Raw genomic sequence first — 12,895 nt, 5'->3', positions numbered from 1 at the left:
GGGCACCGGGGGGGGCCTGCGGCCCGCCCCCCCGGCCCCGGGGGGGGCGGTGGGTGCCCTTTTGCCCCGCCCAACGGGCCCCCCCCCCCCCGCGGCGCGTGCGGCGCCGCGGTCGAGCGTCGTCCCTTTGCGCGGGTGGGGCAGGGCGGGGCGGTCGGGGTCGGGCCGGCCCGGGGGTGGTCAGCGGCCCTGGATCGCCTTCACGTTGTTGCCGAAGGTCCAGTTCTTGGCGCCGTCCCAGTTGACGGACCAGGTCATCAGGCCCTTCAGGCCGTTCCCGTACCTGTTCCAGGCCTGCGCCACCAGGCTCGGGGCCATGTGGCCGCCGCCGGCGCCCGGCTGGGCCGGAAGCCCGGGGACCTGCTTGTCGTACGGGACCTTGATGGTGGTGCCCTGGATCACGAGGCCCTTGTTGAGGCAGTCGGTCTGGGCCGTGAAGCCCTGGACGGTGCCGGCCGGGTAGGAGTCGCCCGAGCAGCCGTACATGCTGCCGTTGTAGTACTGCATGTTCAGCCACCACAGGCGGCCGTTGTCGGCGTACTTCTTCACGATGGGGAGATAGGCGCCCCAGATCGAGCCGTACGCCACGCTGCCGCCGGTGACGTACGCCGTCTCGGGCGCCATCGTGAGGCCGAAGTTCGCGGGCATCCGGGCGAGCACGCCGTCGATGATGCGGATGAGGTTGGCCTGCGAGGCCGACAGCGTGGTGATGCTGCCGCTGCCGACGAGGCCGGTCTCGATGTCGATGTCGATGCCGTCGAAGTTGTACTTCTGCAGGATCGGCACGACCGTCGCGACGAACCGGTCGGCGACGGCACTGGAGCTGAGGTCGATGCCCGCCGCCGCGCCGCCGATGGACATCAGGACGGTCTGACCGGACGCCTTTGCCTGGCACATCTCGGTCGGTGTGGGCACCTTCACCGTGGAGTCCATCCCGTCCTCCCACAGGACGGTGCCGTCCGAGCGGATGACCGGGAACGCCGCGTTGAGCACGTTGTAGCCGTGGCCCTGGATGCGGCTGTCGGTGATCGGAATCCAGCCGAGGGGCGGGTGTACGCCGTTGGCGGCCCCGTCCCAGTTCTCCCAGTAGCCCTGCAGGACCTTGCCCACGGGCCTCGACTTGACGGCGCAGGTGTCGGCCCGCGGGGCCGGGTCCGGGGCGGAGCCGGGGCCGGCCGCGATCAGGTTCGGCACGGCGAGGGCGGTGGCCAGGCCGGCCATCAACAGACGTGAACCGCGAGAGAGCATGGCGAGGTGCCTCCTGGACTGTGGGGAACCCGGGGAGGTGCGTGGGGTGGTGGTCCAGACGCTAGGGAGGTCCACAGCGACGGTCAATAGGTCTGGACCAAGTCCGCTGGGAATGAAGGGGAGTTCGAGAAGGGCGGGAACAGGACATTCCGTTTGCCGGCCCCGCAACTTCGCTCAAAACCGGTTAAGTTGACCTCCCGTCCGGAGCGTCCACGGCGCGCGAAGCGCAGCGCACACACGTACGCCCGACGGGAGCGACCGCGTCCCGGGGAGGGCGGGTCGCGAGCGGAGACCCGAGAGACAGAAACAGGCATGTACGCGAAGAACGAACACGGGCAGGTACGGCCGGCGGCCGGCGGGGGCGGGGAGCCGGCACGGGGCGCGGAGGCACGGGGCGCGGGCGGCGACCGGGACGTTCCCGAAGCGGCGCGATGGTTCGAGGCACTCGCCGCGTACGCCCCGGCGCCCGCCTTCATCCGTGACGGACAGGGCCGGTACCTGTGGGTGAACGCGGCCTACGCCCACCTCTACCGCATGGAGTCGCACGCCGTGGTCGGCCGCACCGTGGAGGAGATCGACGCCCCCGACGACGCGGCCAGGTTCCGGGCCCTGGACCGCGAGGTGCTGTCGTCCCGCCGGCCGGTCCGCCACACCCTCGTCTTCCGGCATCCCGACGGGACGCCCCGCCAGGTCACCGGGCACCGGTTCGTCCTGGACCACGGCCGGGGCCCGCGCGTCGGCGGCATCTACACAGACGTCACCGACCAGGCCAAGGCCCTGGCGGACAAGGCCGAGGCCGCCGAGGAACTCCACGCCCTGTGGGAGCGTTCGGGGCTGGCCATCGTGACCCTGGACCTGCGCGGCCGCGTACAGCGGGTCAGCGGGGGAGTCGCGGAACTGCTCGGGGGCGACCGCGCCTCCCTGGAGGGCACCCCCGCGATCGGGCACCTGCGCGGTGACGCCCGGGCGGTGCGCCGCGCGTGGGTGGACCTGGTCGCCGGCAAGGCGTCCCGGCGCACCTGTTCCATGGTCTGCGGCACGGCCTCGGGCGAGAGCAAGGTCCTGCGGGCCGACCTCGCGGTGGTCCGGCGCCAGGGCGCTCCCGATCGGGTGTCGGCCGTACTGACCTCGGTGAGCGTCGAGTTCGGCGCCGCCGCCCGGGTGAGTCCCGTACAGCTGCGGGTCCTCTCCCTGATGGCGGCCGGCCGGTCCAACGCGGCCATCGCCACCGACCTGGGACTCTCCCGCCAGGCGCTGGACTACCACCTGCGCCGACTGCGCGCAGCACTCGACGCGGACTCGCGCCCGGCCCTGGTCGCCCGCGCCTACACCCTCGGCATCCTCGACACCAGGGCCTGGCCCCCGCGCGCCGCCGACCCGCCGTGTCAGCGCTGACCGACGGCCTGCCGTACCTCGCCGCGGCGCGACCGCCGCAGGAGGACGCCCACGACGAGCAGCAGCAGGCAGGTCCCCACCGCCGCGTGCACGAGGAGCGCGTCGAGGCGGTCCGCCGCGAGGTAGGCGCCGACGGCCAGCGCCACCAGCGCGCACACGCCGCGGTCGATGATGGACTCCACCGACAACAGGGTCGCCCGGTAGGGGGTCGGCGGGATGGCCGCGTTGATCAGGTTGCGTTGCACCGGATACGCCAGGCCCGCCGCGGCGGCGAACACGCACAGCCACACGATCGTGCCCAGGGCCCCCGACAGCGTGGTGGCCGCCAGGGTGAGCGCCATGACCACGCTCAGGACGGTCACCACCGTGGTGTCGGAGAGCCTGCCGCGCAACCAGCCGGTCCGGGCCGATCCGACGGCCTCGGCGACCGTCATCGCCGACAGCACCGCACCGTGATCGGCGACCGGGAGGTCCTTCTCCAGGAGCAGCGGTTGGAAGAGGTTGACCTGGCAGATCCGCGCGAGCGTGAAGACGGCCACGCCCTGCACCATCAGCGGCCCCAGCGACCGCGACGTCCCGAGCACCTTCAGGGCCTGGCGGGCGGAAGCGAGGAGTCCGAGGCGTTCCGCCGCCGCCCGCGGGTCGCCGTGTCGTTCCGCGATGGCCGGGAGGGCCGCCGCGCAGGCCAGCGAGCCGAGCGTGGAGAGCGCGGTCAGCACGTACGGGGCCTCGTGCCGGACGTGCATCAGGACGCCGACCAACGGCCAGCAGGCGATCTTGGCCCAGAGGCCGAGCGCCCGGGCCGTCCCCTCGGCCTGCACGTAGTGCTCTCCCGCACCGTGCTCGTGCAGGTACTCGTACAGGTACGCGCTGGAGGCGCCGGACACCAGCGAGCGGGCGGCGGCGATGGCCAGGAAGTGCGCCATGAAACCCACGAAGGAGGGCCAGGCGACCGGGAGGAGGTTCGCGGCGACCATCACGGCCGCCCCGAGCTGCATGCAGCGGCGCTGTCCGATGCGGTCGGCGATGAAGCCGGTGGGTATCTCCAGCAGGCAGAACGCCACGTAGTAGACGCTCTGGATGCCGAAGATCTGGCTGTCCGACAGACCCGCCTGCTTCTGGTACTGGTAGAAGACCGGCATCCACCACAGCAGGTTGAACAGGAGTTGGAAGCCGTTGTTCAGGCGGATCACGCGGAGCACCGCGGCGGGCGGGCGGACGCGGCGCTTCACGCGTGCGCGCAGGGAGATGGGCATGGAGGAGACCTTCGGGTGGGGCGGTACGCGGGGGAGTGCGGGCGGGGTCAGGCGCTGTACGGCCTGAGCTGGAGGATGTGGAGCGCGCCCCCCGGCCCGAGCAGCCACTCGACGTCGAGCGGTCCGGCGAAGGTGTAGTCCGCGGCGAAATGGGACTGGAGCAGACGGCCCGCCAGCGCCAGCCGGCCCAGATGGGCCTGCGTCTCCAGATCCAGGTCCTCCTCGGCCGCGCCGAGGGAGATCGTCCGACCGCCGCCCTCGACGGTGTTGTACAGGTACTGCAGGGGCATCGTCCGGCCGTCGACGACGTCGGCCGTGGAACCGTGCGCGCAGTTCAGGTACACGTTCCGGAAGTCGGCCCGGTTGGTGGGATTGCAGGTGACCATGACCCCGCCGAGCGGGGACGGCTCGTAGCGCTGGACGATCACCCCCATGTACGTGTCGTCCAGCGAGATGCCGGCCTGATGGCGCAGCCGCACGCTGCGCGGGGACAGCAGCGAGGCCCACACCTGACGGATCGCGTCCAACAGCCCCGGCAGATCGGTGACCTTGGTGTGGGACTCGTAGATGCCGGCCGCGGAGAAGCCCGGCAGGTCCTCGGCGTTCGACGAGGAACGCACGGCGAAGCGACTCGTGCCCGCCAGGTGCTCGACCACCTGCGTGTCCAGGGCGCGCACCAGGTCCTCGGGCACCGGCAGGGTGCGCACCAGGTGCTGCAACTGCACGCAGACCGTGTCCACGGCGTCCATCGCGTTCAGCTCCAGCGCCATCTTCAGCTTGCCGATGCTCTGTTGCACCGCCGGCGAGGAGTCCAGGAAACGCTGCTGGACCGAGAAGGGCACGGCGATCCCCGCCGGCGCCCGGACGTGTCGGGCCAGGAACTCACCGGCGTACTGGGCGAGATCACCGTCGGCGGGCATCCGCAGCCGGGCGCCCAGATGACCGAGCAGATCCGCCCGGGGCGGGCGCGGCACGGAGTAGTAGCCGGTCAGCCGGCCGGAGCCGTGGCGCAGTACGTGGTGCAGTTCCCCGAGGTTGGCCGCCTTGGTGCCGTAGCGGTTCCGGTCGCCGGCACGCAACGCGGACAGCGGCACGAGCGGTACGTCCGTCACGTGCGGGGCGTCGAGGCGGACCCGCTGCGTGTGCCAGGTCGGTTCGGCGAGATCCGCCGGTTCCTCGGCGCGTTCGACGACGAAGGAGTCGGCGGTGACCTCGTAACGGACCCAGGCGCCGTCCAGTTTCTCGTCGGCGATCGTGTCGAGGATGCCCCGGACGATGGCGTTGGGGATGCCCCAGCCGGCCGCCAGCATGTTGGTGTGCGACAGCGGGGTGGTGGGCTGTGCGTTGAGCAGCCCGGCGAGGCGCGGGATGTCGTCGGGGACGACCGGCATGGCAACGATGTCGTACCAGGTCAGGTCCGCGCGTGCGGCCCGGTACTCCTCGCCCGAGGCGAAGGCGCGCAGCCGGCCGGTCGCCGAGGCGAGCGTCAACGGCACGAAGGGCGCGGTCGCGAACAACGCGTGACCCCGCGCGCGGGGCACCACGGTCTCGGGCACCGCCGCGAGGGCGTTCTCCTGGCCGTGGTTGGCGGGCTTCAGCAGCAGCTCCAGCGCGGGATCGAGATGGGCCCGCACGAAGGCGTGGAACTCGATCAGCAGGTCGGCGCCCATGGTGTCGGCCTCGGTGGTCTCCAGGACCATGAACGGCTCGTGCTGCTCAGGGCCTCCCCGGGAGTGCAGCGACAGGACGCCGAGCAGGAACCGTCGCCCGGGGTCCTGGTAGACGTCGTGGTTGAACTGATCGAGCCGGGCGTCGAGTTGTTCGAGGGTCAGCCCCTGGATCTCGGTGGCTATGTAGTTGACGTGGAAGGAGTGCACGGCGCTGTCGAGGACGTGCCAAACGCCTTGCTCCCGGTCCACGACGACCTTCACGTACGGGTGCCCGCCCAGCACCCCGGCCAGCTGCTCGAAGAGGGGCAGCGTGAGCAGGGTGTCCACGGCGGCGCCCCGGGGGGACGGTACGGGGAGGGTGGTGCCTGCGTTCGTCATACGGTGCTCCCGGGCGTCGGGCGGTCGGCGGACGGAGCGGCCAGGGCGTGCGGCAGGGCGGCGAGGATCCGGCCGCAGTCGGCGAGCAGGTCCGGCCCGGACGCGGCGGTGAGGAAGCACAGCGCCGCCATGGAATTGGCGCCCCCCGCCTCCTCGTACGCCGGTACCGGGCTGCCCGGGGGGAGGCTGTGCTCCCGCACCAACTCGACGCGGGAGCCGGGCGTGAGCAGGGCGGACCAGTCGACCGCATCGAAGTCCCAGGCCGGCAGTTCGCTCCAGGGGCGGCCCTCGGGGTCGACGGCGAGGACGACGAGCGAGCCGGCCGCCCCCTCGCCCCCGGTCAGCATCCGCCGCGGGTAGTCGACGTCCCGGCCGAGCAACTGGCGCACCAGCATGCCGATCATGTCGAGACCGAAGACGGTCTCGACCTGCCGTGTGGTCATCACCCCGCCGAACCGGGCCGCGGTCTCGATCAGCCACACGGCCCCGTCCGCGCCGAGTTTGATCTCGGTGTGGGTGGCACAGGTGTCGAGGCCGAGCGCGTCGACGGCGGCGCGCGACACCTCCTCGATCCGGCGCTGAAGGGCGTGGGGGAGAGCCGCCGGAGCCAGGCTGGCGCGTTCGGTGAAGGGCGCGATGGTGGGCATCCGCCCGGTGATGCACAGCGGGTGGTAGCGGCCGTCGGCGACGATCCCCTCCACGCTCACGTAGTCGCCCCAACCGGCCCCGTCGAACCAGTCGGAGGCCTTCCCGGTCACGATCTCCTCCAGCAGGAAATCACTCACGCCCTCGTCGGCGGCGTGCAGTTCCGCGTAGCCCTGCGCGGACGAGGCCTCCATGACGGAGCGACCGGTCTTCCACGCCTCCTCGGCCTGTTGCTCGTTCCACACGGTGAGGTGGGCCGTGGAGCCCGCGCTCCAGGCGGCCTTCAGGAGGAGCGGTGGCGTCAACTGCGCGAAGGCGGTCGCGATGTCCTCCGGCGCGTGCACCTCCGTGAACCCCGGCACCGGTACCCCCGCGTCACGCCAGATCCGACGCATCAGACGCTTGTCCCGGGCCCCCACGACCCCCTCCCCGGCGCCGCGCAGTCCGAGCCTTCGGGCGGCGTGGGCCACGGCCACCACCGCGTACTCCGACAGGGTCAGCACCGCGGCGGCGCCGACGCGGCGGGCGTGGGAACAGATCAGGTCGACCAGTTCCACCCCCTCGTGCGGCCGCACCTCGGTGACCGACGCGCACCCGGGCAGCCAGACCGACTCGGTGGTTCGAGGCAGCGGCGCGAGCGCCAGGACGTGCACGTCGGCGTGGGCCGCCATTCTCGGCAGCGCGTACTCCAGCGGAGGGCCGCCCTTGGCGTAGACGAAGAGGATCGGGGTCATGGTGCTCCTGCGGTCGAGGGAGACGCCGCGTGGTGCAACGGCGTCGTCGGCGGAGGTCCGTACGCGGTGACGCCACGGACGGGCCAGGGGCAACTAGAGCACGACGGAGAACGGTGGACGCACGTCTGTACCCCTACTCGGTTAGGCGTTCGCCAAACAACCGCGCCGGCCAAGTGGGCGTGGAATGAGGGTGTTTCGGCCACCCGTGCGGAAGCCGGGGACGATCACGGGTGCTCCGCGTGGACCGGTGCCTTCCAGGCCCGGGAGAACCGTCCGTGCCGGGCGCGTCCGTGACGGGGACCGGCAAAAGGAGGCTTGTAAGCGGCGGGTCGGACGAGGGGCGCGCCGTACGGGGACGGCCCCGGGGGCACGTTCGTCGCGCGCCCGGAGCCGGGCGGGATCTCGCGTGAGGGGGCGCCGGGTGCGCCTGCCGGGGTCGGGACCGGTCGGCGGGCGCACCCGGGGGCGTTCAGTCTCGCCGGCGCAGGACGTGTTCCGCGTAGGGCAGGTCGTGGACGTCGCCGGCGGAACCGGTCAGCGGAAACATGGGGGTGTACGTGCACCGGCCGGGAAAGGCGTGGTCGACTTCCCACTGGGTGGCCGTCGTTCCCGCACCGGACTCGCGCGTGCAGACCGTGTACAAGGGGTGCGAGCAGCCCTGGCAGGCGGGCGGGCCGTTCACGCCCGGGTCCGGGGAGTGCCGACGCCGTGCGGGTGGGGTCGCGACCGTCGGGGCGGCGGGGCGCCGGGGGCGGAGGTCGCCGGGTGAGGCGTGGTGATCATGACGGAAGAACGATTCTGCGAGGTGGAGGGACACGCCCCGGCGATGTGGAATGTGGGCGTCCGCCCCGCGTGAGCGGCCCGTTCCTCCCGTTCGGGCTCCGGGGCGCGGGTCCGTGTCCACTCGCCGGCCCGGCAGCGGGGACCGTGTTGGCTCCCGTTCATGGAACAGCGTGCGGGGTCGAGGCTCAGTTGGTGGTGACGGTGAGCACGGCGGCGACGATCGTGAGCGTGGAGAGGGCGAGCATGCCGTGACGCACCAGCCCCGGCGCCCTGTTGGCGGCGCCGGGCCGCCCCGTGGCCGGGGAGGCGGGGCTCGACGCCGCGGGCGGGGGCAGGCGCCGGCAGGTACAGGTGTCCTGGTGGGTCAACGCGTCGCGCCAGAGTTCGCCGTCGAGTGGTGCCCGCGAGAACACGGCCGGTTCGGTCTTCATACGTGATTCAACTGTCGGGCGCGCGGGATGGTCACGCGTGCCCGGCGGGCCGCCACCTTCCGCCAGGGGCCGGAAAGGGCGGCGGCCTGGCCGGGTGGTCCACAGGGGGTTGGGGTGAGGTGGAGCGGATGGCAGGGATCGCACACTGCGTCTTCCCCCTGGAAGGGGGACGTTCTTCTACTGAACTACATCCGCATGCATGAGGAGGCCGGTCCGTGGCCGAACCCCTTCAAGATGATCACCATCTTAGAGGATCAGCGGGGTGGGTTGGCAAATCGGCGCGCGGTGAGGCGTGGTCGCTCACCGGTGAGGTCTCCGAGGCGGACCCGAAGGGTTTCTGTCGGGGTGTCGGTTCCGCCGGGTTCCGCTATTCCTCGGTGGGCAGCCAGGCCCCGTGGAGGCCGAGCGGCACGCGGACCGGGATGCGGATCCGCGCGCACGGGCCCTGCCCGGGATCGTGGGCGGGGATGACGAGGAGCAGGCTGGAGTCGTCGGTGCGGTCCGTGGCGAACGTCAGCCAGTAGCCGTGTTCGGCGTCGCGGGTGCCGGGCGTCGGCGCGTAGACGGGTTCGCCCACCGAGAGGTCTCCCGCGTTCCAGTCCCGCACACCGAGGCCCGCGCCGTCGGCGGTGTACCACCGCAGGGCGTCGTACTCGCCGGAAAGCAGTCGGTCGGTGCGTCCGCTGACGGACGCGACGGCGATCGTGCCGTGGGGTCGGGTGAGGAGCCGGTCGTCGACGCGGGGGAACTCGACGTCGGCGTCGTCGAGCTGAGTGCGTCGTACCGTGCCCGCCGCGGGGTCGATGACGGCTCGGGTCAGCCCGCGGTGCGCGGTGGCGCCGGGGACGGGGTCCTGACCGAGGGAGAGCGCGGGCCACTGGACGTAGTCGAGGACGACGTGGCCGTCGGCCGTGTCGTACGCGTTCACGGTGTGCCAGGCCCAGAACGCCTCGTCGCTCGCCCACCGCACCGGGCCACCGTCACGCGGGACGAGTGCGATGCGGGTGCCTCGTTCGGGCCGCCAGGCCAGGAAGGAGCCGCCCCGCAGGGCACCCGCGATGTCGAAGAACGCCGGTGCCAGGATCAGGACGAGATGGCGGGCGGTGAGGGCCATGTCGTGGATCATCACCGGCTCGTCCACCCCGTCGATCGGGGTCGGACCGCGTCCCACCGTCCCGTCCGCGTTGATGACGGACCAGGTCAGGTGGGGAGGTTCGAGGGCGTAGCAGAAGACGGCCATTTCCCCCGTGGCGGGGTCGATCTTGGGGTGGGCGGTGATGCCGGCCGGGAGTCGCCCGTCGAAGGTCTCCTTGCCGAGCGTCTCCAGGTCGGGACCCATGCGGAAGGGGCAGTCGGACTCGGCCAGCGCCAGGAGGCGCCCCGCGTGCCGGACGACATTGATGTCGGGGAGGTTCCTGAACGTGTGGGCGAGGTCGGGGCCGACGACGTCCGGACCGGGCATGATCATGGACTCCAGCCCGCCCCACAGGGCGTGGCCCACCTTCTCCTCCGCGAGGATCGCCGGGGTGCGCACGAAGCGGTTGCCGTAGCGGGCGCGGCCCCCCGAGAGCCACACGCCGTGCAGCATCCCGTCCCCGTCGATGGGGTACAGGTAGGACCCGATCGGGGTGAAGCGGGGGTTGGGGCCGTTGCGCAGGTAGAGGCCGTCCAGGTCTGCCGGCAGCTCCCCGACGACGTCGAGGTCGACGACGTCGACCTCCTCGGTGACGGGGGCGAACCGCCCGCCCAGGTGGGCCGTGCGCGTGGGGTCGAAGGCCGTGGCGCGGGTGGTCATGGGGGACCTCCAGGGGGCGGAAGGCGTCGGCTGCCCTCGAAGCCAGTCAACCGCCGCGGGCGGTGCGCTGCCACTTCCGGGACGGGCGGCGGCCCCGCGCGGTGGCCCGGTCGTCGCCCGCGCCGCCCTCGCGTGAGGGGGACCGTGACCACGGGGCCGATCACCCGGCCGCTCCCGCGGTCGCGTGGCCGCGGCCGTCAGGCGTCGAAGCGGTGCCTGGACGCCTCGATGTGACCGAGGTACTGGTGGGTCCAGTCGCACATGCCGTGGACCGTCTGCCGCAGGGCGCGGCCCGGCTCGGTGAGGGTGTACTCGACCCGGGGCGGCACGGTGGGGTGCACGCACCGCTCGACGAGGCCGTAGCGCTCCATCATGCGCAGGTTCTGGGTGAGCATCTTGTGGCTGATGCCCTGGATCTCGCCGCGCAACTCGCTGAACCGCAGGGTCCGTTCGGCCAGCACGTCGATGATCAACAAAGCCCATTTGTTGGCGATGTCCGAGAAGATCTCGCGTGCCAGGGAATCCGCGCGCGTCAGGTCCGCTTCGTCGGGCGAGCCGCTGAACTGCTGGGTCACCATGAGGTTCCTCGGTTACCGAAAAGTGCGTTCTTCCACGTCACCGCACACTCTCCTACGGTTCCCCAGTAACCACAAGAGAGCGAACGCGGGAGCCGGAGAGCTCGCGCGACGAGGAGGCGGGCAGCATGGCCATCACCCTGGTGAACCCCGACGGACTGCCGAAGATCGATGCCTACCGGCAGGTCTCGATCGCGACCGGTTCGAGGTTGGTCTTCATCGCCGGGCAGGTCGCCTGGGACGCCGACGGCGTCACGGTCGGACAGGGTGACCTCGCCGCGCAGGTCGAGCGGTGCTACCTCAACGTCGCCACCGCCCTGGCCGAGGTCGGCGCCACCTTCGACGACGTGGCGAAACTGAACGTCCACGTCGTCGACTGGACGCCCGACAAGATGCCCTCGTTCGTGGAGGGCGTGACTCGGGCGGCGGCGAAACTGGGAGTCACCCCGGTGGCGCCGGGAACGCTGGTGGGTGTCGCGGCGCTGGACGTACCCGACCACCTCGTCGAGGTCGAGGCCATCGCCGTCCTCGACTGAGCGGGCGCGGGGGCGTTCCCGTCCGCTTCGGCGGGCCGGCTAACCTTGCCCACATGACCATGCACCAGGCCGCGGACGTGAGCGTCGAAGCGATGATCGAGGACCTCAGGAAGCTCGTCGAGGTCGAGTCCCCGTCACGCGACGTCGACGCCCTGACGGCATCGGCCCGCGCCGTCGCGGCTGTCGTCGAGAGCCGGCTCGGCGGCCGGGCCGTCCTCGTGGAGAGCGAAGCCGGACCGCATGTCCACTGGTCGGGCGGCGGCGAACCCCGGGTGCTGATCCTCGGCCACCACGACACGGTGTTTCCCCTCGGCACGCTCGCCCGCCGCCCGTTCACGGTCGAGGACGGGCACGTGACGGGCCCCGGGGTCTTCGACATGCTCGGTGGACTGGTGCAGGCCGTTCACGGCCTCGCGACGCTCGCCGACCGTTCGGGCGTCGAGATCCTGGTGACCGCCGACGAAGAGGTCGGCTCCGGCTCCTCCCGGGCGCTCATCGAGGAACGAGCCCTCGCGTGCGGCGCCGTGCTCGTGTTCGAGGGCGCCGCCGACGGCGGCGGACTGAAGACCGGCCGCAAGGGCTGCGGCACCTTCCGGGTGTCCATCACGGGCCGGGCCTCGCACGCGGGCCTCGAACCCTCGGCCGGCGTGAACGCCCTCGTCGAAGCCTCGCACCAGGTGCTGCGCATAGCGGAGTTCGGCCGACCCGACCTCGGTACGACGGTCACCCCGACGGTCGCGGCCGCCGGGACCCTGGACAACGTCGTTCCCGCGGAGGCGAGCGTCGTCGTCGACGTCCGGGTCGAGTCGACCGCCGAGAAGGAGCGCGTCGAAGCCGCGTTCGCCGCGCTCACCCCGCATCTGGACGAGGCACGGATCAGGGTCGAGGGAGCGGTAGGCCGCCCCCCGATGCCCGAGTCGGCATCGGCTGAACTCTTCGCGGTGGCACGGCGGTTGCTTCCCGGCATCGAGGGCAGGGCGGTCGGCGGAGGCAGCGACGGCAACTTCACGGCGGCGCTGGGGGTGCCCACGCTCGACGGCCTCGGAGCGGTCGGCGGCGGCGCCCACGCGGACCACGAGTATCTGGTGATCGACGCCATGGCCGAGCGGGCGCACCTCGTGGCCGGACTGGTCCACGCGATCCGCGACCCACGCGGGGACGAGCCTGCTTCGGCGACCGGCACCGACGCCACGTAGCCCGCGCCCCGGGACCCGTGGTCTGTGGCTCGTGGGCTGGGGCCCGTGGTCTGTCGTACGCCTCACCGGCCCCGAGTGAGAACATCCCGACTCCCGGAGACACTGAGCAGCCCGGCTCCGGACGCGGCTGCGCGTTCGGACGCGGCTGGGCTTTCGGAGCCGGGCTGCTCATGCGGACGCGGCGGCGGGGGCGCCCGTCGGGATACGGCCGAGGCGCTCCGCCCGCAACATGGACGCGGCACCCGCCATGACG

At 72.1% G+C, this 12,895-nt stretch carries 11 protein-coding genes and 1 tRNA gene; 3 read left to right on the top strand and 9 right to left on the bottom strand.

What is annotated here, in order from left to right:
• Positions 1 to 180 precede the first annotated feature (180 nt).
• Complete coding sequence (locus ACIRO3_RS05750) at positions 181 to 1,248, bottom strand: chitinase (RefSeq protein WP_404132868.1); 1,068 nt, start codon at positions 1,246 to 1,248, stop codon at positions 181 to 183.
• Positions 1,249 to 1,560: 312 nt separating this feature from the next.
• Between ACIRO3_RS05750 and ACIRO3_RS05745 the strand changes: the two genes are divergently transcribed.
• Positions 1,561 to 2,643, top strand: a complete 1,083-nt coding sequence (locus ACIRO3_RS05745; RefSeq protein WP_404132865.1) for a helix-turn-helix transcriptional regulator — start codon at positions 1,561 to 1,563, stop codon at positions 2,641 to 2,643.
• On the opposite strand, the gene ACIRO3_RS05740 is transcribed toward ACIRO3_RS05745, so the two are convergent.
• The 8 genes from ACIRO3_RS05740 to ACIRO3_RS05705 all read right to left on the bottom strand — a co-directional run bounded on the left by ACIRO3_RS05740 (position 2,634) and on the right by ACIRO3_RS05705 (position 10,913).
• Complete coding sequence (locus ACIRO3_RS05740) at positions 2,634 to 3,899, bottom strand: MFS transporter (RefSeq protein WP_404132862.1); 1,266 nt, start codon at positions 3,897 to 3,899, stop codon at positions 2,634 to 2,636. The genes ACIRO3_RS05745 and ACIRO3_RS05740 overlap by 10 nt on opposite strands.
• 47 nt (positions 3,900 to 3,946) lie before the next feature.
• A complete protein-coding gene (locus tag ACIRO3_RS05735) occupies positions 3,947 to 5,947 on the bottom strand; it encodes a PEP/pyruvate-binding domain-containing protein (protein ID WP_361974982.1) in 2,001 nt (666 codons plus the stop codon).
• A complete protein-coding gene (locus ACIRO3_RS05730) occupies positions 5,944 to 7,326 on the bottom strand; it encodes an acetyl-CoA carboxylase biotin carboxylase subunit family protein (RefSeq protein ID WP_404132858.1) in 1,383 nt (460 codons plus the stop codon). The genes ACIRO3_RS05735 and ACIRO3_RS05730 overlap by 4 nt, the downstream gene beginning before the upstream one ends.
• A gap of 469 nt (positions 7,327 to 7,795) precedes the next feature.
• On the bottom strand, positions 7,796 to 8,008 hold the full coding sequence (locus ACIRO3_RS05725; RefSeq protein ID WP_404132855.1) for a hypothetical protein: 213 nt from the start codon (positions 8,006 to 8,008) through the stop codon (positions 7,796 to 7,798).
• 286 nt (positions 8,009 to 8,294) lie between these two features.
• Positions 8,295 to 8,540 carry a hypothetical protein gene (locus ACIRO3_RS05720; RefSeq protein WP_404132852.1) on the bottom strand — a complete coding sequence of 82 codons (246 nt, stop codon included), beginning with the start codon at positions 8,538 to 8,540 and terminating at the stop codon, positions 8,295 to 8,297.
• A gap of 120 nt (positions 8,541 to 8,660) precedes the next feature.
• A tRNA-Gly gene (locus ACIRO3_RS05715) sits at positions 8,661 to 8,735 on the bottom strand.
• Between the two features lie 172 nt (positions 8,736 to 8,907).
• Positions 8,908 to 10,335 (bottom strand): carotenoid oxygenase family protein, encoded by a 1,428-nt coding sequence (locus ACIRO3_RS05710; protein ID WP_404132849.1) that lies wholly within the window; start codon positions 10,333 to 10,335, stop codon positions 8,908 to 8,910.
• A 197-nt stretch (positions 10,336 to 10,532) separates the two neighbouring features.
• On the bottom strand, positions 10,533 to 10,913 hold the full coding sequence (locus ACIRO3_RS05705; protein ID WP_404132846.1) for a winged helix-turn-helix transcriptional regulator: 381 nt from the start codon (positions 10,911 to 10,913) through the stop codon (positions 10,533 to 10,535).
• Positions 10,914 to 11,038: 125 nt separating this feature from the next.
• Here ACIRO3_RS05705 and ACIRO3_RS05700 point away from each other — a divergent pair, with 125 nt between their 5' ends.
• A complete protein-coding gene (locus ACIRO3_RS05700; protein ID WP_404132843.1) occupies positions 11,039 to 11,446 on the top strand; it encodes a RidA family protein in 408 nt (135 codons plus the stop codon).
• 53 nt (positions 11,447 to 11,499) lie between these two features.
• Positions 11,500 to 12,642, top strand: coding sequence for a M20 family metallopeptidase (locus ACIRO3_RS05695; RefSeq protein ID WP_404132840.1), 1,143 nt, complete (start codon positions 11,500 to 11,502; stop codon positions 12,640 to 12,642).
• Positions 12,643 to 12,895 lie beyond the last annotated feature (253 nt).

The organism is Streptomyces sp. NPDC102278 (genome assembly GCF_044766345.1).
Lineage (GTDB): Bacteria > Actinomycetota > Actinomycetes > Streptomycetales > Streptomycetaceae > Streptomyces.
This window is presented reverse-complemented; position numbering and strand designations above follow the sequence as displayed.

What these genes read in the sequence shown, in the direction of transcription:
- ACIRO3_RS05740 (WP_404132862.1), bottom strand. Translation starts at nt 3,899, where the DNA reads ATGCCCATCTCCCTGCGCGCACGCGTGAAGCGCCGCGTCCGCCCGCCC.
- ACIRO3_RS05745 (WP_404132865.1), top strand. Translation starts at nt 1,561, where the DNA reads ATGTACGCGAAGAACGAACACGGGCAGGTACGGCCGGCGGCCGGCGGG.
- ACIRO3_RS05700 (WP_404132843.1), top strand. Translation starts at nt 11,039, where the DNA reads ATGGCCATCACCCTGGTGAACCCCGACGGACTGCCGAAGATCGATGCC.
- ACIRO3_RS05710 (WP_404132849.1), bottom strand. Translation starts at nt 10,335, where the DNA reads ATGACCACCCGCGCCACGGCCTTCGACCCCACGCGCACGGCCCACCTG.
- ACIRO3_RS05705 (WP_404132846.1), bottom strand. Translation starts at nt 10,913, where the DNA reads ATGGTGACCCAGCAGTTCAGCGGCTCGCCCGACGAAGCGGACCTGACG.
- ACIRO3_RS05735 (WP_361974982.1), bottom strand. Translation starts at nt 5,947, where the DNA reads ATGACGAACGCAGGCACCACCCTCCCCGTACCGTCCCCCCGGGGCGCC.
- ACIRO3_RS05695 (WP_404132840.1), top strand. Translation starts at nt 11,500, where the DNA reads ATGACCATGCACCAGGCCGCGGACGTGAGCGTCGAAGCGATGATCGAG.
- ACIRO3_RS05720 (WP_404132852.1), bottom strand. Translation starts at nt 8,540, where the DNA reads ATGAAGACCGAACCGGCCGTGTTCTCGCGGGCACCACTCGACGGCGAA.
- ACIRO3_RS05750 (WP_404132868.1), bottom strand. Translation starts at nt 1,248, where the DNA reads ATGCTCTCTCGCGGTTCACGTCTGTTGATGGCCGGCCTGGCCACCGCC.
- ACIRO3_RS05730 (WP_404132858.1), bottom strand. Translation starts at nt 7,326, where the DNA reads ATGACCCCGATCCTCTTCGTCTACGCCAAGGGCGGCCCTCCGCTGGAG.